The organism is Planotetraspora mira (assembly GCF_016863275.1).
GTDB lineage: Bacteria > Actinomycetota > Actinomycetes > Streptosporangiales > Streptosporangiaceae > Planotetraspora > Planotetraspora mira.
In genome coordinates this window covers 198,064-222,629 of sequence record NZ_BOOO01000031.1, presented here as the reverse complement: position 1 = coordinate 222,629, position 24,566 = coordinate 198,064, and the positions used below count along the sequence as shown (strand labels likewise).

Below are 24,566 nucleotides of genomic sequence, written 5' to 3'. Positions count from 1 at the left end.
AAGGGAGCTGTCATGGCCTGGCTCATGGTTGTCGCCGCTGGTCTGTTCGAGGTCGCGATGGCCTACATGCTCAAGCTGAGCGACGGGTTCTCCGTACCGCCGGCGAGCGTGGGGTTCATCGTGTTCGCCCTGCTCAGCTTCGGTCTCCTCACCCTCGCGCTGAAGAGCCTCGACGTCGGTACGGCTTATGCCGTCTGGACAGGCATCGGTGCCGTCGGCACCGCGACCCTCGGCATGATCTTCTTGGGAGAGGACACATCCCTCCTCAAGATCGCCTCGATCCTTCTCATCCTCGCCGGCGTCGTCGGTCTCAACCTGGCGGGCGCCCACTAGTTCAGCGGGGCGGCAGAAATTCCATCAGGTAACGACCACCCCCGGGGGAACTCGCGGCGACCGGAGGTGACCACGGCGTCGCCTTCCTTCGTTGCAGCGATGGCCACCGCCCCTTGGTTCGCAAGAAGCAGCGGATCGGCCCCGACATCCGGCTGATGGTGCCCAAGACCGCGGGCGGCAAGCGGATGCGGGACGCGTTGGTCCGGCTGCCGCTGATGCGGGGAGTCGGGGCAGTGGAGCGTCTCACGCCCGCCACGCGCGTTCGCGCGCTACCGGAATGCTCCCGGTAGTCGGAATTCAATGGGCTCGCCCATTCGGTGAATCGCGAACTTACCGTGAAGGCATGTGGAAGGCCATCAAGATATTCGGCTTCATCGTGGGCGCATACGCCGTCGCCCGCGCACTCGTCGAGCCGTTCGTCATCGACATGTCCGATCCGGCGACGTACCAGGGCGACTGGGGCGGTCCCAGCCTCGGAGGCGTCCTTCTCGCCCACTGTGGGCCCGGGGTCGTGGCGGCCGTGGTGATGATCTGGGCGCTCCTTCGCCGCCGGTCTCGATTCCGCGGCCAGAACTGATGAGGCCGGAGAGGACGGTCTTCAACCGCGGGTACCGGCGTGCGGCGCGTCATCGCTGCTCACCTGCCTCGTGATGGTCGCTCCCGGCCGGTTCGTCTCCGAAAAGTGGTACATCCGATGAGCCGAGAAGTGGACTAGTTCACTGGTCCGCTTCCCGGCTAGCGTCGAAGACATGGACATAGACACTAAAGGCAACAGCGTCCTGAGCCTGCTTTTCCACGGGACGCCGTCCAAGCTTCCCGACCCCGCCGATGTGATGACCGCGCTCATCGAACTGCCGCCCGGCGACCCCGGCTCTCCGCCGCACCGGCACTCGGGCCCGGTCTACGGCTACATGGTCGAAGGGGAGATGATCTTCGAGTTGGAGGGCGAGCCGGAGCGGGTGATCCGCGCGGGTGAGGCGTTCTGGGAGCCCGGCGGCGATGTCATCCACTACCAGGCGGCCAACAACCTGTCCGACTCGTGGAGCCGGTTCGTCGTGGTCATGTTCTGTGTGCCCGATGTGCCGATGCTCACCTACGTCGACGACGCAGAGCTCGCGGCCCGCCGTGACCGCCGTGCTCCCCGGCCGAACTGATCGGCGGCAGGCATGCGGATCTTTCTTGCGGGAGCGACTGGGGTCATCGGCCGGCGGGTGGTGCCGCTGCTGGTCGCCGAGGGACACCAGGTCACGGCCCTCACCCGGAAGCCCGACCGGGCCGCCGCGCTGCGCGCGTCGGGCGCGGAGCCTGTGGTGGCCGACGCCCTCGACGGCGCGGGCCTCGCCGCCGCGGTCATAGAGGCAGCGCCCGACATCGTGATGCACCAGCTCACCGACCTGGCCGCAGGCGACTTCGCGGCGAACGCGGCGCTGCGCAGGCAGGGCACCCGCAACCTGGTCGACGCGGCACTGGCCGCAGGCGTACGCCGGATGGTGGCACAGAGCATCGCCTGGATCTACGAGGCGGGAGACGAGCCGGCCGACGAGACGACGCCGCTCGATCTCGCCGCACCGGGGGAGCGGGGAACGAGAGTAGGGGCCGCGGCGGCGCTGGAGGCGGCCGTCCACGAGATGCCCGAGTGGGTTGTGCTGCGCTACGGAGAGTTCTACGGCCCCGGAACCTGGTACGCGCCCGACGGCCTCGCCGCGGACATGGCACGGGCGGGCGGACTGGCCGCCGGCGGCGACGTGGTCTCCTTCGTGCACGCCGACGACGCCGCCACTGCGGCGGTGCAGGCACTCGACTGGCCCGCCAATCATGCGGTCAACGTCTGCGACGACGAGCCGGCGCCGGGCGGGGAATGGGTGTCCGCCTTCTGCGCGGCCGTGGGCGCCACACCTCCGACTTCGGCGGACACCGGCCGGCAGGGGTGGGCGCGCGGCGCGGACAACCACTACGCCCGCAAGCACCTCGGCTGGGTGCCGAGGTATCCGTCGTGGCGGGACGGCTTCGCGGCGTTCGCCGGCGGCACCGCTACCTGATGGCGCCGGGCGGCCTGCCGACCAGCGAGACCAGCATGTCGAGCGCCCGGCGCCAGGCGTGCTGCGGCGGCGATGCGTAGCCGATGATGAGGGCGGCGGGACGCTCCTCGCCCGTCGGGTGCCAGTAGCCCGCGGTGTGCAGGCCGTGCAGGAGCAGTCCCGCCCGCTCCGCCGTGGCGACCAGTTCGCGTTCGGCGGTCGCCGAGGCGACCGGCAGCAGCGCGTGCAACCCTGCGGCGACGCCCGTGAGCAGCGTGTCGGTGACCGTGGCCAGCCGGTCGGCCAGCTCGTGGCGGCGCCGCCGGTAACCCAGCCGGGCCCGCCGGACGTGTCGGTCGTAGCCGCCGTGGGAGAGCAGGTCGGCGAGCACGAGTTGGTCGATCACGGGGAGCGCCGAGCCGGTCTCCCGCACGGTCTGCAGCAGCGGACCGCGCAGCGGGGCGGGCACCACCAGCCAGCCGAGCCGCGCTCCCGGCGCGAGGGTCTTGCTGGTGCTGCCCGCGTAGATCACCCGATCGGGCGCCAGCGCCTGCATCGCGCCGACCGGCTGCTGGTCGTAGCGGAACTCGCCGTCGTAGTCGTCCTCGATCACGTAGGCGTCGTTCCGCCGGGCCCAGTCGATGAACGCCGAGCGTCTTCCCGGCGCCAGCACGACGCCCCACGGGTGCTGGTGGGCCGGAGTGAGCAGCGCGAACCCCGTGCCGTCCGGGAGGCCCGACGGATCGGCGCCGTCCGCGTCCACCGCCAGCGGCACAGGGGCGATCCCCGCCGCGGCCAGCAGTTCACGGTGCAGCACGAACCCCGGGTTCTCGGTCGCCGCGCGCTGGGCGCCGAGACGGCGGAAGGTGCGCGCGAGCAGCGCGAGCGCCTGGGTGAACCCCGCAGTGATCACTGTCGATTCGGCGCTCGCCCACACTCCGCGGGTCCGCGAGACGTAGTCGGCGACCGCCCAGCGCAGCGCGGGCATGCCCGCCGGGTCGGGGTAGCCCATCTGCTCGGACTCCATCGCCGACATCACCCGGCGGACACTCGAAACCCAGTCTGCGCGCGGAAAGGTGCTGACGTCGGGCCGGCCGGGACGCAGGTCGCCCAGGGACGCGGCGCGAGGCTCCAGACGACCGTGGCCGACAGTCTCGCCGGTGTCGGACTCCGGCAGCACGTCGGCCACCCGGGTGCCGGATCCACGCGCGCCCGTCAGCCACCCCTCGGCGATCAACTGCGTGTAGGCATGGACGACCGTGCCCCTGGACAGGCCGAGGTCGGCGGCGAGACTACGGGTGCCCGGGAGTCGGGTGCCCGCGGTCAGCCGCCCCGACCGCACCGCGTCGCGGAGGGCGGCCTCCAGCGACCGCCCCACCCCGCCGATGCCGGGCAGATCGAGATGCAGGTCGAGCCCCGACCCGAAGCCGGCCCGGCCATCGCCCGGCGAGCCCTGCATCGACCGACCCCCCTGTAACGTTCGCCCTCGTCCCGCACCTCATGTCATATCAGGCCCCGACGGCGCGATCGGCGATCGGGATGGATCCGAGGATCCGATGGCAGTGACGCGAATCACCGTCACCGACGCCTCATCGGCGTCACATATCCCGGGCCGATCCCGTCATGTGAGTGAGGCAAGGTTAGGGGGCCCCACATGCGTCCGTCGTCGGCCGAGCGCCGCTCGTTTCAGTTCTCCCACTGGTCGTTCATGTTCGCGGAGATCGCCGTCTGGTCGCTCGTCGTCCTGTTGGTGACCGGGGCGGCGCTGATGGTGTTCTACGACCCCGGCATGTCCCGAGTGACCTATGACGGTTCGTACGGCCTGCTGCGCGGACTCCTGGTCAGCAAGGCCTTCGACTCGACCATGCATCTGAGCCTGGAGGTGCGCGGCGGCCTGCTCATCCGCCAGGTCCACCACTGGGCGGCGCTCGTCTTCGTGGCGGCCGTCGTGTTGCAGTTGCTGCGCGTGTTCCTCACCGGCGCGTTCCGCCGCCCGCGGACCGGGCAGTGGCTGATCTGGGTGACGCTACTGGCGCTGGGCATGGCCGCGGGGGAGACCGGCAACGCCCTGCCTGACCACTTGCTGTCGGGTGGGGGCCTGTGGCTGATCGTGTCGGTGGTGCAGTCCATCCCGGTGGTGGGGACCTGGGCGCTGTCGCTGCTGTTCGGCCCGGGCTTCCCCGGGGACAGGGTCATTCCGGTCATGTACGGGGGGCACCTGCTGATCGCGGTCGTCGTGGCCGTGCTGCTGGTGGCCCGTGAACTGCTGGTGCGGCGGCACGGCCATTCCCGGTTCGTCGCCTCGCTGCCGGCGCGGCGGAGCGCGCGCCCGATGATGGCGCTCGCGACGATCGGCATGCTGATCATCCTCGGGTTCGGGTTCCAGATCGCCCCCATATGGCTGTACGGCCCCGCCACGCCGACACAGATCTCGGCGGGCTCGGTTCCCGACTGGTACATGGGGTTCCTCGACGGCGCCCTCCGGATCATGCCCGGGTGGGAACTCACCATCGGGGACCACACGCTCAGCCTCGCGGTCCTCGTCCCCACACTGGTGGTGCCCGGGGTCTTCTTCACCGCCCTGGCCGCCTACCCGGCAGCCGAGCGCTTCCTCGTCTCGCGCCGCGGCCGCCGCGACGCGCTGGGCCGGCCCAAGACCACGAGCCGCATGGCCCGCGAGACGCTCGCACATGACCTGCTCGATCGGCCACGTGAGACGCCGGTGAAGACGGGCATCGCGGTCGCGGGCGTCACGTTCTACGGCCTGCTGTGGGCGGCCGCGGCCAACGACCAGATCGCCGTGCAGTTCCAGCTCGCGGTCGAGGCTGTGACGATCTTCTTCAGGTTCGCCGTGCTCATCGGCCCCGTCATCGCCTTCGTCGTCACCCGGTGGGTCTGCCTCGCACTTCAGCAGACGGATCACGAGGTGGCCGAGCACGGAGTGGAGACCGGGATCATCACGCGCTCCCCGGACGGCGGATTCCACGAACGGCCGGCGCAGCAGGAGCGCCGGGACCCGGCGATCACCTCAGGCAGATGATCGTGACATCGAACAGGCCACAGGTTGTGATCGTCGGAGCCGGGGTCGCCGGATACCAGGCGGCCCGTGCCCTGTCGCGCAGGGTGGGAGACGGCGCGGAGATCATGCTGGTCAACCCGACCGGCGTCGCGCTCCATCCGGAGCTGCTCCCGCAGGTGATGACGGGCGTGCTCAACCCGGATCGGGTGAGCGTGCCGCTGGCCGAGACGCTGCCGGGTGTGCGGGTGGTGCTCGGCACGGTCACCCACATCGACGCCCGCGCCCGGCGCGTGCTCTACGACGGCGGCGTGCTGGACTACGACCGGCTGATCGTCGCGGCGGGAGGCGTGAGCGAAGTCGCCCAGGTCTCCGCGGTCTCGGCGCACAGCGTCGGCTTCCACGACGTCGGCCAGGCCCTCCATCTGCGCGATCACATCCACCGGCGGCTTTCCCTGGCCGCCGCGAGCACCGATCCCTTCGAACGCGCGGCGCACTGCACGTTCGTCGTGCTCGGCGCGGGATACGCGGGTACGGCGGCGGCCTCGGCCGGGCAGTGGCTGTCCCAGTCGATCGCCTGCCGCGACCCGCGGTTGCGCGGGCAGCCGATCCGCTGGATCCTGGCCGATCCCGCCGAGTGGCTGCTGCCTGACATGCGGCACCGCCTGTCCAGGACCACGGCGCGGATGTTGCGGTCGCAGGGCGTGGAGGTCCGGACGCAGACCTCGCTGGGCCAGGTCACCTCCCGGGGGCTGCGGCTCACCGACGGCGAGTTCATCCCCACGCGCACGATCGTGTGGAGCTTCGGGGTCCGTCCCGATCCGCTCGTGACCAACCTCGGACTGGCGGCCGAGCAGGGCAGGATCAGGGTGGACGAGCACCTGGCCGTGCCCGGCCGTCCCGAGATCTACGCCTGCGGCGACGTGGCCGCCGTCCCCGACCTCACCAGGCCCGGCAAGATCACCCCGATGAGCGGGCAGCATGCCCTGCACCAAGGCAGGCTGGCGGGCGGCAACGTCGCGGCCTCCATCGGGTACGGCTCGCGCCGGCCGTACCGGCACAGGATCCACGACTCCATCGTGGACCTGGTCCGGACGTCGGAGCCGCTGCACGTGGCATGAGTCGTCCGCCCCTACAGCGGTCCAGCCGTAAGGCTCGGCGACGGGTTCGCCTCGTCGTCTACTGGAGCCCGGCGCGGACGGACGTGATGCGCTGGGTGTTGAAGCCGAGCCAGTGCATCCGGCCCACGTAGCGCGCGTGCTCGATCTTCAGGCAGCGGTCCATGATCACCGTAGCGCCGCCGTCCTCCGCGATCCGCGCGCCCTCCTCGTTGATCACGCCGAACTGGCACCAGAGGGTGCCGGCGTTGATCGCGACGGCGTCTCGCGCGATCTGCGGCAGTGCGTCCGGCGCGCGGAAGACGTCCACGATGTCCACCGGCACGGGCACGTCCAGCAGGCTCGGGTAGCACGTCTCCCCGAGGATCTGCGTCTCGCGGGGATTCACGGGGATCACGCGGTAGCCGTGCCGCTTGAGGTAGTAGCCGACGAAGTAACTGGCTCGCAACTCGTTGTTCGACAGGCCCACGATCGCGATGGTCCCCGCGCTGTGGAGCACGCGTTGAATCGTCAACGGGTCCTGGTAGTGCCCGAGATCGGTCATGCCCTCGCTACCTCTTTCCCGCTGTCGCGGCGACGTGCGCGAAACTCTGCTCCAGGTCCCAGATCAGATCCCCGACGGACTCGGTGCCGACCGACAGCCGCACCGTCCCCGGTCCGATCCCGGCGGCCCGGAGTTCGTCGTCGCCCAACTGGCGGTGCGTCGTGCTGGCCGGGTGGATGATCAGGCTCTTCGCGTCGCCGACGTTCGCCAGATGGGACCAGAGTGACACACCGCGGATGAGGTCCTGCCCACCGGCTCGGCCACCGGCGCAGTCGAACGAGAACACCGCGCCGGCACCACGCGGCAGGTACTTGTCCACGAGCGGCCGGTACCTGCTCGACGGCAGGCCGGGGTAGGTGACGTTCTCCGCCAACTCGTGCGACTCGAGGAACGCCGCGACCGCCCGCGCGTTCTCCACGTGGCGTTCCATTCGCAGCGACAGCGTCTCGAGCCCTTGCAGGAACAAGAACGCGTTGAGCGGCGCGAGCGCGGCGCCGAGATCGCGCAGGGTCTCGGCGCGCAGCTTCATCAGGTAGCCGTACGCCCCGAACGTCTCGTGGAACTGGAGGCCGTGGTAGGCGGGCGACGGATCCGCGATCACCGGGAACCGTCCGTTGGACCAGTTGAACGTGCCCGCCTCGACGACGACGCCGCCGATGCTCGTGCCGTGACCGCCGATGAACTTGGTCGCCGAATGGATCACGATGTCGGCGCCCCATTCGATCGGGCGGCACAGGTACGGCGTCGCGAACGTGTTGTCCACGATCAGTGGCAGCTCGTGCTCGTGCGCGATGGATGCCACGGTCTCGATGTCCAGCACGTTTCCGGCCGGGTTGCCGATCGTCTCGCCGAAGAAGGCCTTCGTGTTCGGGCGGACCGCCTGCCGCCACGCGTCCGGGTCATCGGGGTCGACCCACGTCACCTCGACGCTCATCTTGCGCAGCAGGTGCTTGAACTGGTTCACCGTCCCGCCGTAGAGCGCCGAGGACGAGACGACGTGGTCGCCGGGCTCCAGCAGCGTGAAGAGCGCGGCCGCCTGCGCGGCGATCCCGCTGGCGAACGCCACCGCGCCGGAGCCGCCCTCCAGGTTCGCCACTCGCTCCTCGAACACCGCGACGGTCGGGTTCATGATCCGCGAGTACGTGTTCCCGTACTCCTGGAGGTTGAAGTACGCCGCCGCCGACTCCGGATCCTCGAACACGTAGCTGGTCGTCTGGAAGATCGGCACCGCACGTGCGCCCGTGTTCGGGTCGGGCCGTTGTCCGGCGTGCAACTGTCGTGTCTCGAATCCGAACGCGCGAGCTTCCTCGGCGCGGGGGAACTTGTCGGTCACCAAATCCTCTTCCTCGGCGTCACCCGCGGCCCTGACCTTCGGCCAGGAAGCGGCGGATGATCGGAGTCTGACGCGCTTCCTCAAGCAGGAAGCAGTCATGGCCGTACGGCGCATCGATCACCTGGAACTCGACAGGCTTGCCGAGCACGCGCAGCGCGTCTTCAATCTCCTCAGACGCGGACGGGGGGTACAGCCAGTCGGAGCTGAACGCGATCAGCAGCGTCCGGGCCGAGACGTCTTCGAGTGCCCGCGCGAGAGATCCGCCGCCGTGCTGCCGCGCGAGATCGAAATAGGTCAGCGCCCGTGACGTGAAGAGATAGGTGTTGGCGTCGAAGCGCTTGACGAACGAGTCGGCCTGATGGCGGAGGTAGCTTTCGACCTCGAACTCCGGTTCGGCGAGCGTGTAGCGGACGTCGTCGGCGAACTGCAGTCGCCGGCCGAACTTGTCGCTCAGCGCCGGAGCGGACAGGTACGTGACGTGGCCGACCATCCGCGCCACGCCCATCCCGGCGTCGGGTGCGCGGCCGGTGCCGTAGTACTGGCCGCCCTGCCAGGCGGGGTCGCCCATGATGGCGTTACGCGCGATCGCGTTCCAGGCGACCCCCTGCGGGTGCAGGGCGTGCGTACTGGCGATCGCCACGACGGCATCGACCTGATCAGGGAACAGGATCGCCCACTGCAACGCCTGCATCCCGCCGAGCGAGCCGCCGGCCACCGCCGCGAGTCGCTCGATACCGAGGACGTCCAGGAACGCCCGCTCGGTGCGCACCATGTCCGCGACCGTGATGACGGGGAAGTCGGATCCGTAGGGCTTGCCCGTCGCGGGGTTGATCGACGACGGCCCCGTCGTCCCGCGACAGCCGCCGAGCAGGTTCGTGGAGACGACGAAGTAGCGGTCGGTGTCGAACGCCTTGCCGGGACCGATCATCCCGTCCCACCAGCCGAGTCCCTTGCTGGCCGAGCCGTCGCGATCCTCGGCTCCGAACCCGTCGCGTGTGCTCTCCTCGGGGGAGGCCTTCGCCGAGCCCGCCGCGTGGGCGTCGCCGCTGAGCGCATGGCACACCAGGATGACGTTGTCCCGCTCGGGGGAGAGGGTGCCGTAGGTCTCGTACGCCACCCGGATCGGGTAAAGCGCCTGCCCGCAGTCCAGCAGCACCGGTTCCGGCAGGTCGAGGTACTGCGTTTCAACAGTGCCGACCGAACCGGCTGGGAGCGTCGAGGGCGGCATCATGGGCGAGAGCATACCTAGTCATACAGGTCCCGGCCAAAGTATTGTCGAGCGTCCCGGCAGGAAATGCAGGGATCATCGAAAGGGGCGTCACCGGACATGACGACGATCGACAACGGAGTCAACGTTCAGGCACTGCTCGACGCACGCGAGGTGCTGAAGGGCGCGCCCGAGGCGGCTCAGTTCACCTGGCGGGCGTCCTCCAGGTGGCAGAACGGCGTCCACAGCACGACGACGATCCAGAACTTCTTCGGCCTCGGGCAGGAGCAGAGTCACAAGAGCGAAACGGTGTTCACCGCCGACCACCCCGAGGTCTTCGCGGCGGAGGACAACGGCATCACGCCGATCGAGTACCTCCTCGTCGGCCTGGCGAGCTGCCTTACGGCAGGCGTGGCTTCCGTGGCGCAAAATCGCGGCATCCAACTGCGCTCGGTCGAGTCGACGGTCGAAGGCAACCACGACATTCGCGGGATCCTCGGTGCCGACAGCGACGTGCGCAACGGCTTCAACGACATCAAGGTGACGTTCACGATCGACGCGGACGCTTCGCAGCAGGACATCGAAGCTCTTGTGGCCCAGTCCCAGAAGCGCTCCGCCGTGTTCGACGCCCTCACGAACCCTACGAACGTCACCGTCGAAGTCGCCTGAGGGAGGCCGGGCCATCGAACGCACCACCACGGTCGTGATCGGTGCGGGGCACGCGGGCCTCGCCGCGAGTCACTTCCTCCGCGACCGGTCGGTCGACCACGTCGTCCTCGAGCGTGGCGAGGTGGCGAACTCCTGGCGACACGAACGCTGGGACTCCCTGCGGCTGCTCACGCCCAATTGGCAGAGCCGCCTGCCAGGGCATCGCTATGAGGGCCCGGATCCCGACGGCTACATGACGATGGGCGAAGTGATCGAGTTCATCGAGCGCTTCGCCACCGTCTCGCGTGCTCCCGTCCGGACCGGCACGAACGTCACATCGGTGCGACGCACCGACGACGGTTACCACGTGACGACGAGCCACGGCGAAATCCGCTGCCGGGCAGTGGTCATCGCGAGCGGCGCCTGCAACCGGCCGACGGTGCCGCAGTTCGCCGACGCGGTGCCGGCGTCCGTCGTGCAACTGACGCCGTTCGACTACGCCGGCCCCACCCACCTCCCCGACGGGGGCGTGCTCGTCGTGGGGGCGTCGGCGACCGGCGTGCAACTGGCGGCGGAGCTGAAGCGGTCGGGGCGGCCGGTGATCCTGTCAGTGGGGGAGCACGTGCGGTTGCCGCGCCTGTACCGCGGACGCGATGTGCTGTGGTGGATGGACGCGTCGGGCGTGTGGGACCAGCGCCACGACGAGGTCGATGATCTGGCGCGGGCCCGGCGGCTGCCCTCGCCGCAGCTGGTCGGGACCCCCGAGCGCAGAACGCTCGATCTCAACACGCTCGCCGCGATGGGTGTCGAGTTGGTGGGCCGCTGGGCGGCTGTGCGTGACGGCCGTGCGCTGTTCTCCGGTGGCCTGCGTAACGTGTTCTCGCTGGCGGACCTCAAGATGCGGCGCCTGCTGGACACGTTCGACGAGTGGGCCCGGGCTCACGGGTGCGACGCCGAAGTCGATCCTCCCGAGCGCTTCGCGCCGACACACGTGCCCGAGTCGGCACGATGGCAGATCGATCTGCGAAGCGGCGAGATCCGCACGATCGTGTGGGCGACGGGATTTCGGCCCGACTTCAGGTGGCTCGACATGCCCGTGGTCGACGAGAAGGGCCGGCTGCTCCACGAGGGCGGTGTGGTCGGCAGCCCGGGACTGTACGCGCTGGGGCTGCCCGTGCTGCGGCGGCGCAAGTCCACGTTCATCCACGGCATCGAGGACGACGCGCGTGAGGTGATCGATCACCTCACGCGGCACCTGGCCGTACGCCGTTGATCCTGGCACGACAGGCGAGGCGGTGAACCGCCTGACGACTCCTGGCCGCATGATCGGCGGGTGAGGCGCCGCCAGATCCTCAACCCGCCGGTCGGGACCGGGGCCTCCACGGGACGGTCATTCCGGCCGGCAGTCGGGGGGCGCGAGGCCGACGAGCTTGGTCAGGAAACGATCGACCTGTTCCTCCAGCGGTGGCCATGGCAGGTCGGGCTGATTGACCCGCATCGACACGGCACCGTGCACCGCCGCCCTCAGATCCAGGGAGACCACTGCGGCGTCGTCTGCCGGGGCGAGCCCGGCGTCGATGCACCGCTGCACCGCTGCGGTGGTGCGCTCGGCCAACTCCTGCTTGAATGACATGGCCATCCGCTGGTTGAGCGTGCTCTCGTGCAGCACCTTGTACAGGCCGGGGTGTCGCTGGACCCTCCTGCCCAGCAGCAGGACGCGGGCACGCAGCTTCCCCGCCGGATCGGCGGCACCGGTCTCGGCCTGATCGACGGCCTCCACGAGTTCGCGATGGAACCTCTCCAGGGCGGCCAGCACGAGCGCGTCCCGGTCGGCGAAGTGAATGTACACAGAGGTCGCCGCGACGCCGACCTCCCGGGCCACCGCGCGCATGGACAGGGCCTGGTCGTCGCCGTGTTCGTCCAGCAGTCGCAGGGCGGCGCCCACGATGTCCTCGCGCAGCCGCTCGCCGTGACCGCGCGGGTTGCGGCCTCGCTTGACTTCGGGAGGGTCGGCCGGGGCGGAGGAGGTCTTGTCCATGGTGGCCCAATTGTAGGCGGACGATCGTTGCACTACAGTTGTAGCGCTACAACCGTTTACATACGGAGGAGTTCCCATGGAAAACCAGGTGAAGGCACTGGACCCGGTGTTCGCCGAGATGAGCGCCGCCACCGACCGCCTGCTCTGGGACGAGATCCCGGAGCTGACCATGCGCGAGAAGGTCCTGCTGTGCCTCACCGCCGACGTCTGCCAGCAGACCCTCGGCCTGCCCTTCCGGCAGCACGTGACGATGGCGGCGGACTGCGGCTTGTCCGCCGACGACCTACGCGAGGCGCTCCGCTTCGTCGCCTACGACAGCGGCTACCCCGCCGCCCTGGCGGCGCTCGCCCGCCTGACCGACCTGGAACGGGAGCACGCCCTGCCTGCCCCCACCGGCCAGGGCCACGAGGTGAACGCCGGCGGAACGGGCAGCCCCATGCCTGACCTGATGCGGCAGGCCGTCGCCGCGCTCGACGCACCGTTCGGCATCTACATGGACCTGCAGTCGCGGATGCGCGCCGACATGCGCCTGCTGTCGGTCCGTGAGCGCGCGTTCATCACGATGACCGTCGACGTGCTCTTCCAGACGCTGCAGGAGAGCTTCCGCGCCCACGTGACGCGCGCCCTTGGCGCCGGCGCCACACCGGAGGAGGCCCGCGCCGTCGTACGGTTCTCCGCACAGTTCGGCATGACCAAGGCATGGCGCGCCATGCACGTGCTCGACGCCCTGCTCACCGAACTCGGCGCCGCCGGGATCTGACAGGAAGGGGAGGCGCTTTCGGGCCTGACCCGGAGAGACGATGCGCGACCGGCGGCGGAGTAAGCAGTTTCGCCGCCCGGCCGCGGACCACGCCGTTCATGATGACGCCCAAGTGCTCCGCAGCCTCGCCTGAGCTCAGAACAGACCGTTGGCGGGGGGCTCGGTCCCGTTGAGCCGGAAGGCGCCGACGACAGCGGCCTTCCAGTAGCGGGGGTTGTGATTGGCGACGGTGCGGGCGTTACGCCAATGCCTGTCCAGATTGTGGGTCCGCCCGGTGGCCGAGCCACCACCGACGTCGAACAGCAACTCGGCCGACTTGAGGGCCCCTTCGATGGCGAAGACCTGCGCCTGAGCGACTTCGACGGATGCGAGGGTGAGCAGATCGGGACGTAACTCGGCGTGCCAGGCCCGATCGATCGACGCGGCGGCGTGCAGGACGGCGGCCTCGGCGGCGTAGGCCCTTGCGGCGATCTCGCCCACAGCGTGCTGCACGTAGGGGTCGTCCACCGACCGACGCGCGGTGCTGTGCGCGATGGGGCGGGCCCGCTCGCGCGCGAAGTCCACCGCGTCGGTGAGCGCGTTCCGTGCGATGCCGGCCTCGACCGCGGCGAGGTAGAGCTGCAGGAAGGGGGTGACGGGCGAGCGCCGCTCGCCGCTGTCGCGGATGCTGATCTCGTCGGGGTGGACGGTGACGTCGTCGAGCCTGGTGGTCCCGCTGGCGGTGAGTCGCTGGCCGACGCCGTCGAAGTCGTCGATGAGGTGCAGCCCCTCCCGGTCGCGAGGCAGGGTGAAGAACACCTTCTCTCCGTCGTCGTCCAGAGCCGCCGCGCCGATCCAGTCGGCGTACAGCGCGCCCGTGCTGTAGAACTTGGTGCCGTTGACCTTGAAATGATCACCGTGCCGGGTGATCCGGGATCGGATCTCCCCGTTGGAGCCGCCGATCTCCCAGCCCGCGTTGCCGAAGACGTCGCCCGCGAGGAACCGGGGGAACCACTTGCGGCGTTCGGCCTCCGGACCGGCCAGCAGTGCTTCGACGCGTCCGAAGTCCGGGCGTACGGCCTGGGCGATGTTCGAGTCCGCCGCGGCGAGATCGATCACGAAGCGGAACACGTCCTGGACCGAGGATCCCGCGCCGCCGTACTCGGCGGGGATCCGGAAGGTGAACAGTCGTGCCTGGGCGATCCGGCGGATCTGGGCGTGCGGCAACTCTCGCTCGCGCTCCCGCTCGGCGGCACCCTCGGCCAGCTCCGGGAGGATCCGCGCCGCACGCTCGTACAGCTCCGCCAGGCCGGCCGAGGACGGGTTCTGGGTACTCATGATCATCCCGGCGCGTCAGCGGGAGGACGCCGAGGCGAAGGGGATGGTGGCCGGTCGATCCGCGTCCTGCTGGGCCTGCGGGTGCTCCCAGAGCCCGCGGCTGCGCAGGATGGGCAGCACACCCTCGCCGAACCAGTAGGCCTCCTCGATGTGGGGATGGCCCGAGAGGACGAACTCGGTGATGCCGAGGCGGTGGTACTCCTCGATCCGGTCGGCGACCTCGGTGTGGCTGCCCACCAGTGCGGTGCCGGCTCCGCCGCGGACCAGGCCCACCCCCGCCCACAGGTTCGGATAGATCTCCAATCCGTCGCGACTGCCGCCGTGCAGGTTGAGCATCCGCTTCTGCCCTTCGGACTCGCTGCGGGCGAGGCCTGCCTGGACCTTGTCGACGGTGGCCGGGTCGATGCCGTCGAGCAGCCGCTGAGCCTGCGCCCACGCCTGCTCGCTGGTGTCCCGGCTGATGACATGCAGCCGGATGCCCTGGCGGAGGCTGCGGCCCTCCGCCGCCGCGAGTCCGGACACCCAGGCGATCTTCTCGGCCACGGCGGCGGGGGGCTCCCCCCATGTGAGGTACGCGTCGACGTGGCGGGCCGCCACCCGGCCCGCGGCGGCGGACGAGCCGCCGAAGTAGATGTCCGGCACCGGGTCGGGTACCCGGTTGAGCTGCGCGCCCTCGACTCTCAGATGCTCGCCGGCGAAGTCGACGACCTCTCCCCTCCACAGCCCCCGCACGATGTGCAGGAACTCGTCCGCACGCGCGTACCGGGCGTCCTTGTCGAGGAAGTCGCCGTACGCGCGCTGCTCGTGGCTCTCCCCACCGGTGACCACATTGAGCAGCAGCCGGCCGCCCGAGTGGCGCTGGAAGGTGGCGGCCATCTGCGCGGCCAGGGTCGGGGTGACGAAGCCCGGCCGGAAGGCGACCAGGAACTTGAGCCGCTCGGTCGTCTCGACGAGCATGGCCGTGGTCAGCCAGGCGTCCTCGCACCAGGCGCCGGTGGGCGTCAGGGCGCCGACGAAGCCGAGTTGCTCGGCCGCGTGCACGATCTGGCGCAGGTAGGCCAGGGTGGCGGGCCGGGCGCCGCCGGCCGACCCCGCGGGCAGTCCGTGGCCGCCGCCGACGATGTCGCGGCTGTCGCCGTAGGTGGGCAGGAACCAGTGAAAGGTCAAAGTCATGGCTATTCCTAGAGCAGGCCGTGTCGGGGTGGAAGCTGTCCGTTGAGTACGTACCGACCGATGTGCTGGACCTTCCAGCGCGCGGGGTCGTGCAAGGTGTGGGTGCGGGCGTTGCGCCAGTGCCGGTTCAGGTTGAGCCCTTCCAGGCTGGACCGGGCGCCGCCCAATTCGAAGACGGCGCTGCCGAGCTCGACCGCGACCGGGTCCGCGTAGGCCTTCGCGGTGGCCACGGCGATCGAGGCCGCGCCGGCCGACTGCGCGGTCAGGTCGGCTCGCGCCGCGTCGACCGCGTCCCCGGCCGCGACCAGCAGCGCCTCGGCCGCGCGGACCTTGATGGAGAGCTCGCCGACTCGCTGGATGATCAGCGGGTCCTCCGCGGCGCTCTCCTGGCCGCTCTCGAACCAGGGGCGGGCCTTGGTCCGCACGAACTCGACCGCCTCGGTCAACGCGCCCCCCGCGATTCCGACGTCGATCGCCGTGTGCAGCAGTTGCGCCAGTGCGCCGTGCAACTGCGGCCCGGTGAACGTCAGGTGGTGGGGCACCACGTGCGCGGCCGGCACGGGAACGTCCTCGAGCCGCACCGTGCCGCTGGCCGTGGTCCGCTGTCCCATTCCGGCCCAGTCGTCTACCACGGTCAGCCCGGGGGCGTCGCGGGGCACGTACGCGACATGCAGCGTCTCGTCCTCGTCACGGGCCAGGACCGGGATCCAGTCGGCGAACAGCGCGCCCGTGCTGTAGTGCTTGACGCCACGCAGCACGAAGTGGTCACCCGCGCGAATCAGCCGTGTCCGGTAGTCCTGCACGTGCTTCGTCCCCGCCTCGGACTGGGCGTTGCCGAAGCGCCTGCCCGCCAGCACCTCGCCGAAGAAGAACTCCCGCTGCGCGGGGCTGCCCTGCCGGCGCAGCACGTTCACGTAGACGACATGGCTCTGCGGGATCTGGGCGATGTTCGGGTCGGCGGCGGCCAGCAGCCGGAACACCTCGGCGACGGTCCGCGCGCTCACATCCGCGCCGCCGTGTTCACGCGGAACGGTGACCCCCAGCAATCCGCTGGCCGACAACCGGTCCAGCTCCTGCCGGGGCAGTCGCCGCTGGGCGTCGCGCCCGGCCGCTCCGGCGGCGAACTCGACGGCGAGCGCCTGCGCCACGGCCAGCGTCTCCGCGTCGTCTGCGATCACATGCGCGGCCGGTCGGTCAGGGGCTCGCGATGGTGGGCTGTCAATGCTCATGGTGCCGTCCGTCGGTGTGTGATGGCGTCGAGCCTAATTCATGTATAACCGGTAGGCAAAGTTGCATTTTCTCCGGAGGTCCGTATGGTGTGGGGAAACGGCCCCGAAGCACGCGTCTGGTAGGACGGCGATTTCGTCGGACTGCTCCGGATGCGCGGCAGCGGCCGTCGAACGGGCCCCGCCCCCTCTTCCGATCCCGAGCAGACGAGCTCGGCCGGCCTGGCCAGTCGCCCGGCCCGGCCGGCGGCATCGCCCGGACCGAACCGAACCCGCAGTGAGTGAACGTGACTGACATCGAACGCCGGATCATCCACTTCAACCTCTTCGAGATGAACTGCGTCGGCCACATCCAGCACGGCCTGTGGACGCACCCCGACAACAACCGGCACCGTTATACCGACATCGACTACTGGACCGGGCTCGCCACACTGCTGGAACGCGGCCTTTTCGACGCGGTCTTCCTCGCCGACGTGGTCGGGTTGTACGACCGGTATCAAGGGGGACCCGGGACCGCGATCCGCGAAGCGGTGCAGGTGCCGGCCAACGACCCGCTGCTCGTCGTGCCCGCGATGGCGGCGGTCACCCGGCATCTCGGCTTCGCCGTGACCTTCTCCACCACCTACGAACCTCCGTTCGCGCACGCGCGTCGCATGTCCACCCTCGACCACCTCACCAAGGGCCGGGTGGCCTGGAACGTCGTCACCTCCTACCTGCGCGGCGCCGCCAGGAACTTCGGGCTCGACGACGAGATCGAGCACGACCTGCGCTACGAGATCGCCGAGGAGTACCTCGAAGTCCTCTACAAGTTGTGGGAGGGCAGTTGGGAGGACGACGCGGTCGTCCGCGACCGGGAACGGAGGATCTACACCGACCCGGAGAAGGTCCACCCCATCGACCATCACGGAAAACACTTCCGCGTCGCCGGACCCCACCTGTCCGAACCCTCCCCGCAACGCACCCCGGTGATCTACCAGGCCGGCAACTCGGACCGGGGCAAGGACTTCGCGGCCAGGCATGCGGAGGCGATCTTCGCCGGGGCTCCGTCGATCGAGGCGCTGCGTGAGGAGATCGCCGACATCAAGCGGCGCGCCGCGGCCTTCGGCCGCGACCCCGACCACGTCAAGGTGTTCCCCGGCGCGTCGGTGATCGTCGCCAGGACCCAGGAGGAGGCCGACGCCAAGGTCGCCGACCTGCAGCGTCACATCAGCCCGCAGGGGTTCCTGGCCCAGCGCGGCAGCGGGATCGACCTGGCCGCCTACGACCCCGACGACACGATCGACGACATCGTCGCCCGGGGCGGCGACTTCACCGAGCGCGCGATACGCCCCCTGGTGGGCAGGGGCCTGCGGGTCAGGGACGTGCTCGATTCCGTCGGCCGCATCGGACAGGGAGGGCCGTTCTTCGTGGCCGGCACGCCGGAACGAGTGGCCGACGAGATCGAGCGCTGGGCGGACGAGACGGGCGCGGCCGGCTTCAACCTCATGCAGTACCTCTCGCCGGGCACGGCCGAGGACTTCATCGAACTCGTCGTTCCGGAACTCCAGCGGCGAGGGCGCTATCGCACGTCCTACGACGACAGCACGTTGCGCGAGCGCCTCCTCGGCCCCGGCATCCACCGGCTGCCGGACAACCATCCGGGCGCGGCGTTCCGCATCGCGGACCGAGGCCCCGGGGGTGCGGCCGAACCTGGGACGGCGCAGGCGGAATCATGAGATTTCATGTAAAACATGTAGGAAATGTTGACTTCTATGTCTTCGGCTCATAAATTGGACTTCATGAGCCAGGACGTCCCCCTGACCCGGCGCCACCACGTCGACTTCGGCCACGTCGCAAGCGCGCAGTGTTGCTGATCGCGGGCTTGTGACCCCTCCGATCCGGCGAGATCGCCGCCGGATCTCCGAGCCCCACCGCCTCCCACGGGGAGGAGTTCGCCTTGTGAACACCCATGTGCCGCCGACGGCTCGGCTCCCGCGGAACGCGAGAAGCGGCGTACGCGGCATGGCCGCGAGAGGGAAGACCCGATGAGCACCGTGACAGCGGCCCTCCTGCGGCCGGAGATTCCGGCCGGCCAGGTCGCCCCGCGGGTGACGCCGCCACTCAGGGAAGGAGCTGGAAGGTGACCGAGACCCTACCTGGGCGGGCCGTGGACGGGGAGCGGTTCCGGACGGCGCTCGCGGGGCACGCGGCGGGAGTCGTCGTGATCACCGCTCAGGACGAGGGGATCCCCGTGGGCCTGACCGCGACGTCGTTCTCCTCGGTCAGCCTGAAGCCGCCGCTGGTCTCCTTCTATGTGGACCAGGCCTCGACCACCTGGCCCCGGCTGCGCTCGGCCGACCACTTCGCCGTCAACGTGCTCACCAGCGACCAGGGTGAGCTCGCGGCCAGGTTCGCCAGGAAGGGCGTCGACCGGTTCGCCGAGCCGACTCGCTGGCGTCCCGGTCTGTACGGCGCGCCGCTGCTGAGCGACGCGTCGGCGCACCTGATCTGCCTGCCGCACACGACGGTCGAGGTGGGCGACCACGTGCTTGTCGTCGGCCTGGTCTCCGAAGCGACGGTGCACGGTACCGGTCGGCCGCTGTTGTACCACCAGGGCCGTTTCGGCCGATTCATCCCCCATCCCTGATCCTCTTTCACCTTCCGCCCGGCCGCTGCCACGGCAGCACGGTCGGCGACTTCCGCGTACCCGCACCCCTCACGAGGAGCGTTCGTTGTCCCCCTCAAGAACCATCCGGAGTCTCGTCGCCACGCTGGCCGGCCTGTCGCTGCTGACCGCGTGTGGCGGTGCCGGCACGAGCACCGTCGACAGCGGCTCCACCCAACCCGTGCGCGGCGGCACCTTGAACCTGTCGATGTCGCTCGACCCGTTGTGCCTGGACCCGCACGCGATCTCCTCCGACGTCGAGCAGATCTTCGGGCACATCCTGACCGACAACCTGGTCTACCTGGACGAGAAGGGCGACCCGTCGCCGTGGCTGGCCACCTCGTGGGAGATCTCGCCCGACGCCAAGACCTACACCTTCCATCTGCGTAAGGGTGTGACCTTCAGCGACGGGGCCGTGTTCGACGCTCAGGCGGTCGTCACCAACTTCGAGCACATGCTCGACCCGGCGACCCGCTCTCCGCTGGCCGGCCCGTACATCGCGCCGTACAAGGACAGCAAGATCATCGATGCCTCCACGCTCGAGGTGCACCTGTCCCGGCCGTACGTCCCGTTCCTGACTGTGCTGGCCCAGGGCTGGCTCGGGATGGAGTCGCCCAAGGCGATCAAGGAGAACACCCCGGCGCAGTTGTGCGAGCACCCGGTCGGCTCCGGCCCGTTCGTGCTGACCGGCTACACCAAGAACCAGAGCGTCACGTTCGCCCGCCGGGCCGACTACAACTGGCCGCCCGACCTGTTCAAGCACAGCGGTCCCGCTTACCTCGACGGCATCAAGGTCGACTGGGTGGGCCAGGACGCGGTGCGCTTCAACTCGCTGGTCAGCGGCCAATACCAGGCCACCGGCTACCTGCCGGCGCAGAACGCGCAGGCCGTGAAGTCCAACCCCAACCTCGAGTACCACAACAACAACCGGATCGGCTGGCCGTTCACCCTCGACTTCAACGTCTCCCGGGCGCCGTTCGACGACCTCGACGTGCGCCGGGCCTTCGCCGCGGCCGTCAACACGCCGGCGATCATCCAGACGATCGGGTTCGGGCAGCGGCAACCGGCGACCGGCTTCCTCGACCGGGTCACCCAGTTCTACGATCCGAACGCGAAGTTCCCGGGGTTCGACCCCGCGAAGGCCAACCAGCTCCTCGACCAGGCCGGCTGGACCGGGCGCGACGCCGACGGCTACCGCACCAAGGACGGCAAGGTCCTGGAGGCGCAATTGCCGGTGACCCAGACGGCCACGGTCAGCCCGGTCTACAACCTGATCCAGGCACAGGCCAAGGCGGTCGGCTTCAAGGTGAACGTGAACCTTCTGCCGCTCACGCAGATCACCACGCTGCGGTACGCCGGCGACTACGACCTCCTCTCCGGGGTCTGGCACACCAACACGCCGGACGTGCTCTACATCAAGTACGCGTCGGAGAGCATCCCCAACAACAAACGCCTCGGGCAGAACCTGTCCCACCTCTCCGACCCCCAGATCGACGGATGGCTGGAACAGGCACGTCAGACCACCGACAGCGCGAAACTCCAGGACCTCTACGGCAAGGTCCAGCAGCGGCTGGTCGACCTGGTGCCCGGTGTTCCGATCTATGACAACTCGGTGTTGTGGGCCACGAGCAAGAAGCTGCAGGGCGTCATCACCGACACGTCGCACGCCACGCCCGTGTTCACCTACGCGTGGCTCACGCGATGACGGCCCGCGGTGCGATGGCGGCCCGGCTCGCCGGGCACCCGACCGCGGTCGCCGTCGCCAAACGGATCGGGGTACGGCTGATCGCCGGAGTGGGGGTCCTGTGGGGGGCGGCCACGCTCAGCTTCATCGCGCTGCACGTCACCGCGGGCGACGCCGCCCTGTCCACCGTGGCCGGCCAGGGGGCGAACCCGACCAAGGAGCTGTTGGACCAGGTCCGGCGTGATTTCGGCCTAGACCAGCCCCTCTACCGCCAGTACCTCGACTACCTCGGTCGCCTGCTCCACGGCGACCTGGGCCAGTCCTACCAGCAGCGGATCGCGGTGAGCCGGGCGATCACCGAGCAGCTCGGCCAGACCGTCCAGCTCGCGGTGTCGGCGGCCGCCGTGGCCGTCCTGCTGGCGATCGGGGCCGCGGTGCTGACCGCGCGGAGGCGACCGTGGCGTTCGATCGCCTCCGGAGTGGAGCTGACGCTGTCCGCGACACCGACATTCGTGATCGGCATCGTGCTGCTCATCGTCTTCTCCTTCACTCTCAAGGTGTTGCCGGTCTCCGGCAACGACGGACCGCGCGCGCTGATTCTGCCGATGCTCACCCTGGCGTTGCCGATCGGCGCGGTGCTCGCCCAGGTGCTGCGCAGTGAGCTGGAGGAGGTGCTGGAGCAGCCGTTCATCCTCACCGCCCGCAGCCGTGGCATGCGGGACACCGTGGTGCGGGTGCGGCACGCCCTGCGTCATGCGCTGGTGCAGATCGTCACGATGTCCGGTTTCGTGGTCGGCGGCCTGCTGGGCGGCGCGGTCATCACCGAGACGCTGTTCGTCCGGCAGGGTGTGGGGCAGCTGATGCTCTCCGCGGTGACCACCAAGGACATCCCGATGGTATTGGGACTGGTGGTCTTCGCCGCATTCGTGTACGTCGTGGTGAACCTGCTGGTGGACATCACGTACACGCTCATCGACCCGAGGCTGGTGACCCGGTGAGCGCGTTCACCGCCACCGCAGCGGTGCTGCCGCGGACGAGCCGCATCCGGCTGCGCCCCGGGCTGATCCTGGCGGGGCTGTTCGTGGCGGTCGTCGTGGCCGCCGCCCTCGTGCCGCAGTTGCTGGCGCCGCACGACCCCTTGGCGATCGGTGCCGAGGGGGCCTTCCTGCCGTCCGGTGGCGGCCACCTGCTCGGAACCGACGAGTCAGGCCGTGACGTGCTCAGCCGTATGGTCTACGGGGCCCGACCCTCGCTGGTGATGGGGCTGGGGGCGACGGCGATCGCGGTCACCGGCGGCACCCTGCTGGGTCTGGCCGCCGGGCTGGGCAGCCGGTTGACCGAGAGCCTCATCATGCGGCTGATCGACGTGGTGCTCTCCGTACCGGAACTGCTGCTGGCGCTGGTGGTCATCACGCTGGCCGGTGCCGGCAGCACCAACGCGATGTTCGCCGTCGCGTTCGCGAGCATCCCGTCCTACGCGAGGATCGTGCGGGCACAGACGCACATCGTGCGCCGATCCACCTTCGTCGAGGCGGCGACGGGGCTGGGCATCCGGCGCTCCACGGTGATCTGGCGGCATGTCCTGCCCAACGCGATCCGGCCGGTGCTGGTGCTGTCCACCATCGGGGTCGGCACCGCGATCAGCGCCGGCGCCGCGCTGAGCTTCCTGGGGCTGGGCGCCGAGCCGCCTGCCGCCGAGTGGGGCGACATGCTCTCCAACGGCCTGCAGTACATCTCCAACGACTGGTTCCTGGTGGCCGTCCCGAGCGTGGCGATCACGCTGACCGTGCTGTCCATCACCGTGCTCGGCCGCGAACTGCGCCGCCGCTCCGAAGGGAGATCCACATGAGCAGCCTGCTCGAGGTCGCCGGGCTGACCGTCGCGTTCGAGGGCACCAGGGTCGTCGACGGAGTCTCCTTCACCCTGCAGCGCGGCGAGTGCCTCGCACTGGTGGGGGAGTCGGGCTCCGGCAAGAGCGTGACGACCCGTACCCTGGTCGGCCTCGCCGGGTACGGCGCACACGTGCACGCCGACCGGCTGCGCTTCGACGGCACCGACGTCACCGGCTTCACCGACCGCACCTGGCGGCGGGTGCGCGGGGCGCGGATCGGCTTCGTGCTGCAGGACGCGCTGGCCTCGCTCGACCCGCTGCGCCCGGTGGGCCGGGAGATCGCCGAGCCGCTGGCGCTGCACACCACGCTGAGTCGTGCCGAGCGTGCCGCGCGGGTACGCGAATTGCTGGAATCGGTCGGAGTGCCGGAGCCCGAGGTGCGGGCCGCCCAGTACCCGCACCAGCTGTCCGGCGGGCTGCGCCAGCGGGCGCTGATCGCCTCGGCGATCGCGTGCGACCCGGACCTGCTGCTGGCGGACGAGCCGACCACCGCGCTGGACGCGACCGTGGCCGTGCAGGTGCTGGATCTGCTCGGCTCGCTCAAGGACAACCGCAGCGGTCTGCTGATCGTCAGCCACGACCTGGCGGTGGTCGCCCGGCTGGCCGACCGGGTCGCGGTCATGAAGGACGGGCGGATCGTCGAGGCCGGCACCACCGATGCGGTGCTGCAGGATCCGCAACACCCGTACACCAGGGCGCTGCTGGCGGCGGTGCCGTCGGCGCACGCCAAGGGCACTCGGCTGTCCACGGTGGAGCGCCCTACGGTCCCGGCGCCCGCGCCGGTCCTCGATCCGGCGCCGGGTGGGGCGCCCGTCCTGGCGGCCGTCGGGCTGCGCAAGTCGTTCCCCGGACCTGACGGCGTCGCGCGGGTCGCGGTCGAGGACGTCTCGCTGACGCTGCGGGCCGGCGAGACGCTGGGCATCGTGGGGGAGTCCGGTTCCGGCAAGAGCACCACCGCCCGGCTGCTGCTCGGCCTGGAGACGCCGGACGCCGGCGAGGTGCTCGTCGACGGCACCGACTGGAGTGCGCTGACCCCCGAAGAGCGGCGGACCCACCGGCGCCGGCTGCAGATCGTGTACCAGGATCCGCTGAGCTCGTTCGACCCGCGGTACACAGTGGACCGGGTCATCGGCGAGGCGCTCGGCGTCGCCGGGTACCCGCGCGGCATCCGCCGCCGGGACCGTACCGTCGAACTGCTCGAGTTGGTCGCGCTCGACGCCGGGTACCTGGGGCGACGGCCGCTGGAGCTGTCCGGCGGGCAGCGGCAGCGGGTGGCCGTCGCCCGGGCGCTTGCCGCCGAGCCGGAGGTCATCGTCTGCGACGAGCCGGTGTCCGCGCTGGACGTCTCGGTGCAGGCGCAGATCCTCGACCTGCTCGCCGACCTGCAGGCCCGGCTGCGCGTGGCATATCTGTTCATCTCCCACGACCTCGGCGTCGTCTACCACGCGAGCGACCGGGTGCTGGTGATGCGCGACGGGCGGGTGCTGGAGTCCGGCGACGTTCGCACCGTGTTCGCCGATCCCCAGCACGACTACACCCGCGAACTGCTCGCCGCGATCCCGCGTCTGGCCACCCACGCGACGCCGCCGCCCACCCCCATGGGAGTGAGCTGACGG

Annotated in this window: 24 protein-coding genes; 16 read left to right on the top strand and 8 right to left on the bottom strand. The window is 70.0% G+C overall.

Annotated elements, in window-relative coordinates; translation table 11 throughout:
• Nucleotides 1–12: 12 nt before the first annotated feature.
• The 5 genes from Pmi06nite_RS26805 (at nucleotide 13) to Pmi06nite_RS26785 (ending at nucleotide 2,372) form a co-directional block, all read left to right on the top strand.
• Nucleotides 13–333, top strand: a complete 321-nt coding sequence (locus Pmi06nite_RS26805; RefSeq protein WP_203955894.1) for a DMT family transporter — start codon at nucleotides 13–15, stop codon at nucleotides 331–333.
• Between the two features lie 113 nt (nucleotides 334–446).
• Nucleotides 447–623 carry a hypothetical protein gene (locus Pmi06nite_RS26800; protein ID WP_203955893.1) on the top strand — a complete coding sequence of 59 codons (177 nt, stop codon included), beginning with the start codon at nucleotides 447–449 and terminating at the stop codon, nucleotides 621–623.
• 53 nt (nucleotides 624–676) lie between these two features.
• A complete protein-coding gene (locus Pmi06nite_RS26795) occupies nucleotides 677–910 on the top strand; it encodes a hypothetical protein (RefSeq protein ID WP_203955892.1) in 234 nt (77 codons plus the stop codon).
• A gap of 172 nt (nucleotides 911–1,082) precedes the next feature.
• Nucleotides 1,083–1,487, top strand: coding sequence for a cupin domain-containing protein (locus Pmi06nite_RS26790; protein WP_203955891.1), 405 nt, complete (start codon nucleotides 1,083–1,085; stop codon nucleotides 1,485–1,487).
• A gap of 12 nt (nucleotides 1,488–1,499) precedes the next feature.
• On the top strand, nucleotides 1,500–2,372 hold the full coding sequence (locus Pmi06nite_RS26785) for an NAD-dependent epimerase/dehydratase family protein (RefSeq protein WP_203955890.1): 873 nt from the start codon (nucleotides 1,500–1,502) through the stop codon (nucleotides 2,370–2,372).
• Here Pmi06nite_RS26785 and pdxR read toward each other — a convergent pair.
• Nucleotides 2,365–3,810: a MocR-like pyridoxine biosynthesis transcription factor PdxR gene (pdxR, locus tag Pmi06nite_RS26780; protein WP_203955889.1), complete on the bottom strand. Its 1,446-nt coding sequence runs from the start codon at nucleotides 3,808–3,810 to the stop codon at nucleotides 2,365–2,367. The two genes, Pmi06nite_RS26785 and pdxR, sit on opposite strands and share 8 nt — an antisense overlap.
• A 195-nt stretch (nucleotides 3,811–4,005) precedes the next feature.
• Between pdxR and Pmi06nite_RS26775 the strand changes: the two genes are divergently transcribed.
• On the top strand, nucleotides 4,006–5,391 hold the full coding sequence (locus tag Pmi06nite_RS26775; protein ID WP_203955888.1) for a cytochrome b: 1,386 nt from the start codon (nucleotides 4,006–4,008) through the stop codon (nucleotides 5,389–5,391).
• On the top strand, nucleotides 5,388–6,488 hold the full coding sequence (locus Pmi06nite_RS26770; RefSeq protein ID WP_203955887.1) for an NAD(P)/FAD-dependent oxidoreductase: 1,101 nt from the start codon (nucleotides 5,388–5,390) through the stop codon (nucleotides 6,486–6,488). The genes Pmi06nite_RS26775 and Pmi06nite_RS26770 overlap by 4 nt, the downstream gene beginning before the upstream one ends.
• Before the next feature lie 58 nt (nucleotides 6,489–6,546).
• Here the strand turns inward: Pmi06nite_RS26770 and Pmi06nite_RS26765 are convergent, their stop codons facing one another.
• Genes Pmi06nite_RS26765 through metX form a run of 3 tightly spaced genes read right to left on the bottom strand, consistent with a single transcriptional unit; the run spans nucleotide 6,547 to nucleotide 9,593 of the window.
• Entirely contained in the window at nucleotides 6,547–7,029 is a 483-nt protein-coding gene (locus tag Pmi06nite_RS26765) for a CoA-binding protein (protein ID WP_203955886.1), read from the bottom strand.
• Between the two features lie 7 nt (nucleotides 7,030–7,036).
• Entirely contained in the window at nucleotides 7,037–8,362 is a 1,326-nt protein-coding gene (locus tag Pmi06nite_RS26760) for an O-acetylhomoserine aminocarboxypropyltransferase/cysteine synthase family protein (protein WP_203955885.1), read from the bottom strand.
• A gap of 19 nt (nucleotides 8,363–8,381) precedes the next feature.
• Nucleotides 8,382–9,593, bottom strand: a complete 1,212-nt coding sequence (gene metX, locus Pmi06nite_RS26755) for a homoserine O-acetyltransferase MetX (RefSeq protein ID WP_239114227.1) — start codon at nucleotides 9,591–9,593, stop codon at nucleotides 8,382–8,384.
• A gap of 96 nt (nucleotides 9,594–9,689) precedes the next feature.
• Here metX and Pmi06nite_RS26750 point away from each other — a divergent pair, with 96 nt between their 5' ends.
• Both Pmi06nite_RS26750 and Pmi06nite_RS26745 read left to right on the top strand, forming a co-directional pair.
• Nucleotides 9,690–10,238, top strand: coding sequence for an OsmC family protein (locus Pmi06nite_RS26750; protein ID WP_203955883.1), 549 nt, complete (start codon nucleotides 9,690–9,692; stop codon nucleotides 10,236–10,238).
• A 34-nt stretch (nucleotides 10,239–10,272) separates the two neighbouring features.
• Nucleotides 10,273–11,490 (top strand): NAD(P)-binding domain-containing protein, encoded by a 1,218-nt coding sequence (locus Pmi06nite_RS26745; protein WP_239114226.1) that lies wholly within the window; start codon nucleotides 10,273–10,275, stop codon nucleotides 11,488–11,490.
• Between the two features lie 117 nt (nucleotides 11,491–11,607).
• Here Pmi06nite_RS26745 and Pmi06nite_RS26740 read toward each other — a convergent pair whose 3' ends face one another.
• Nucleotides 11,608–12,255, bottom strand: coding sequence for a TetR/AcrR family transcriptional regulator (locus Pmi06nite_RS26740; protein WP_203955882.1), 648 nt, complete (start codon nucleotides 12,253–12,255; stop codon nucleotides 11,608–11,610).
• A 76-nt stretch (nucleotides 12,256–12,331) separates the two neighbouring features.
• Here Pmi06nite_RS26740 and Pmi06nite_RS26735 point away from each other — a divergent pair, with 76 nt between their 5' ends.
• Nucleotides 12,332–13,015, top strand: a complete 684-nt coding sequence (locus Pmi06nite_RS26735; RefSeq protein ID WP_203955881.1) for a carboxymuconolactone decarboxylase family protein — start codon at nucleotides 12,332–12,334, stop codon at nucleotides 13,013–13,015.
• Between the two features lie 135 nt (nucleotides 13,016–13,150).
• On the opposite strand, the gene Pmi06nite_RS26730 is transcribed toward Pmi06nite_RS26735, so the two are convergent.
• The 3 genes from Pmi06nite_RS26730 to Pmi06nite_RS26720 are packed head-to-tail and all read right to left on the bottom strand — an operon-like array spanning nucleotide 13,151 to nucleotide 16,734.
• Nucleotides 13,151–14,332, bottom strand: coding sequence for an acyl-CoA dehydrogenase family protein (locus tag Pmi06nite_RS26730; RefSeq protein WP_203955880.1), 1,182 nt, complete (start codon nucleotides 14,330–14,332; stop codon nucleotides 13,151–13,153).
• Nucleotides 14,333–14,347: 15 nt separating this feature from the next.
• On the bottom strand, nucleotides 14,348–15,505 hold the full coding sequence (locus tag Pmi06nite_RS26725; protein ID WP_203955879.1) for an LLM class flavin-dependent oxidoreductase: 1,158 nt from the start codon (nucleotides 15,503–15,505) through the stop codon (nucleotides 14,348–14,350).
• A gap of 8 nt (nucleotides 15,506–15,513) precedes the next feature.
• On the bottom strand, nucleotides 15,514–16,734 hold the full coding sequence (locus tag Pmi06nite_RS26720) for an SfnB family sulfur acquisition oxidoreductase (protein WP_203955878.1): 1,221 nt from the start codon (nucleotides 16,732–16,734) through the stop codon (nucleotides 15,514–15,516).
• 284 nt (nucleotides 16,735–17,018) lie between these two features.
• Between Pmi06nite_RS26720 and Pmi06nite_RS26715 the strand changes: the two genes are divergently transcribed.
• The 6 genes from Pmi06nite_RS26715 (at nucleotide 17,019) to Pmi06nite_RS26690 (ending at nucleotide 24,563) form a co-directional block, all read left to right on the top strand.
• On the top strand, nucleotides 17,019–18,446 hold the full coding sequence (locus Pmi06nite_RS26715) for an LLM class flavin-dependent oxidoreductase (RefSeq protein ID WP_239114225.1): 1,428 nt from the start codon (nucleotides 17,019–17,021) through the stop codon (nucleotides 18,444–18,446).
• A 404-nt stretch (nucleotides 18,447–18,850) separates the two neighbouring features.
• A complete protein-coding gene (locus Pmi06nite_RS26710) occupies nucleotides 18,851–19,357 on the top strand; it encodes a flavin reductase family protein (protein WP_203955877.1) in 507 nt (168 codons plus the stop codon).
• 85 nt (nucleotides 19,358–19,442) lie between these two features.
• Nucleotides 19,443–21,080 (top strand): ABC transporter substrate-binding protein, encoded by a 1,638-nt coding sequence (locus tag Pmi06nite_RS26705; RefSeq protein ID WP_203955876.1) that lies wholly within the window; start codon nucleotides 19,443–19,445, stop codon nucleotides 21,078–21,080.
• Nucleotides 21,077–22,057, top strand: a complete 981-nt coding sequence (locus Pmi06nite_RS26700) for an ABC transporter permease (protein ID WP_239114224.1) — start codon at nucleotides 21,077–21,079, stop codon at nucleotides 22,055–22,057. Before Pmi06nite_RS26705 ends, Pmi06nite_RS26700 begins: the two co-directional genes overlap by 4 nt.
• A complete protein-coding gene (locus Pmi06nite_RS26695; RefSeq protein WP_239114223.1) occupies nucleotides 22,054–22,908 on the top strand; it encodes an ABC transporter permease in 855 nt (284 codons plus the stop codon). Before Pmi06nite_RS26700 ends, Pmi06nite_RS26695 begins: the two co-directional genes overlap by 4 nt.
• Complete coding sequence (locus tag Pmi06nite_RS26690) at nucleotides 22,905–24,563, top strand: dipeptide ABC transporter ATP-binding protein (protein ID WP_203955875.1); 1,659 nt, start codon at nucleotides 22,905–22,907, stop codon at nucleotides 24,561–24,563. Before Pmi06nite_RS26695 ends, Pmi06nite_RS26690 begins: the two co-directional genes overlap by 4 nt.
• Nucleotides 24,564–24,566: the final 3 nt, after the last annotated feature.

Coding starts and splice junctions, on each gene's coding strand:
- Pmi06nite_RS26805 (WP_203955894.1), top strand. CDS start 13: ATGGCCTGGCTCATGGTTGTCGCCGCTGGTCTGTTCGAGGTCGCGATG.
- Pmi06nite_RS26795 (WP_203955892.1), top strand. CDS start 677: ATGTGGAAGGCCATCAAGATATTCGGCTTCATCGTGGGCGCATACGCC.
- Pmi06nite_RS26790 (WP_203955891.1), top strand. CDS start 1,083: ATGGACATAGACACTAAAGGCAACAGCGTCCTGAGCCTGCTTTTCCAC.
- Pmi06nite_RS26785 (WP_203955890.1), top strand. CDS start 1,500: ATGCGGATCTTTCTTGCGGGAGCGACTGGGGTCATCGGCCGGCGGGTG.
- pdxR (WP_203955889.1), bottom strand. CDS start 3,810: ATGCAGGGCTCGCCGGGCGATGGCCGGGCCGGCTTCGGGTCGGGGCTC.
- Pmi06nite_RS26775 (WP_203955888.1), top strand. CDS start 4,006: ATGCGTCCGTCGTCGGCCGAGCGCCGCTCGTTTCAGTTCTCCCACTGG.
- Pmi06nite_RS26770 (WP_203955887.1), top strand. CDS start 5,388: ATGATCGTGACATCGAACAGGCCACAGGTTGTGATCGTCGGAGCCGGG.
- Pmi06nite_RS26765 (WP_203955886.1), bottom strand. CDS start 7,029: ATGACCGATCTCGGGCACTACCAGGACCCGTTGACGATTCAACGCGTG.
- metX (WP_239114227.1), bottom strand. CDS start 9,593: ATGATGCCGCCCTCGACGCTCCCAGCCGGTTCGGTCGGCACTGTTGAA.
- Pmi06nite_RS26750 (WP_203955883.1), top strand. CDS start 9,690: ATGACGACGATCGACAACGGAGTCAACGTTCAGGCACTGCTCGACGCA.
- Pmi06nite_RS26740 (WP_203955882.1), bottom strand. CDS start 12,255: ATGGACAAGACCTCCTCCGCCCCGGCCGACCCTCCCGAAGTCAAGCGA.
- Pmi06nite_RS26735 (WP_203955881.1), top strand. CDS start 12,332: ATGGAAAACCAGGTGAAGGCACTGGACCCGGTGTTCGCCGAGATGAGC.
- Pmi06nite_RS26730 (WP_203955880.1), bottom strand. CDS start 14,332: ATGAGTACCCAGAACCCGTCCTCGGCCGGCCTGGCGGAGCTGTACGAG.
- Pmi06nite_RS26725 (WP_203955879.1), bottom strand. CDS start 15,505: ATGACTTTGACCTTTCACTGGTTCCTGCCCACCTACGGCGACAGCCGC.
- Pmi06nite_RS26720 (WP_203955878.1), bottom strand. CDS start 16,734: ATGAGCATTGACAGCCCACCATCGCGAGCCCCTGACCGACCGGCCGCG.
- Pmi06nite_RS26700 (WP_239114224.1), top strand. CDS start 21,077: ATGACGGCCCGCGGTGCGATGGCGGCCCGGCTCGCCGGGCACCCGACC.
- Pmi06nite_RS26690 (WP_203955875.1), top strand. CDS start 22,905: ATGAGCAGCCTGCTCGAGGTCGCCGGGCTGACCGTCGCGTTCGAGGGC.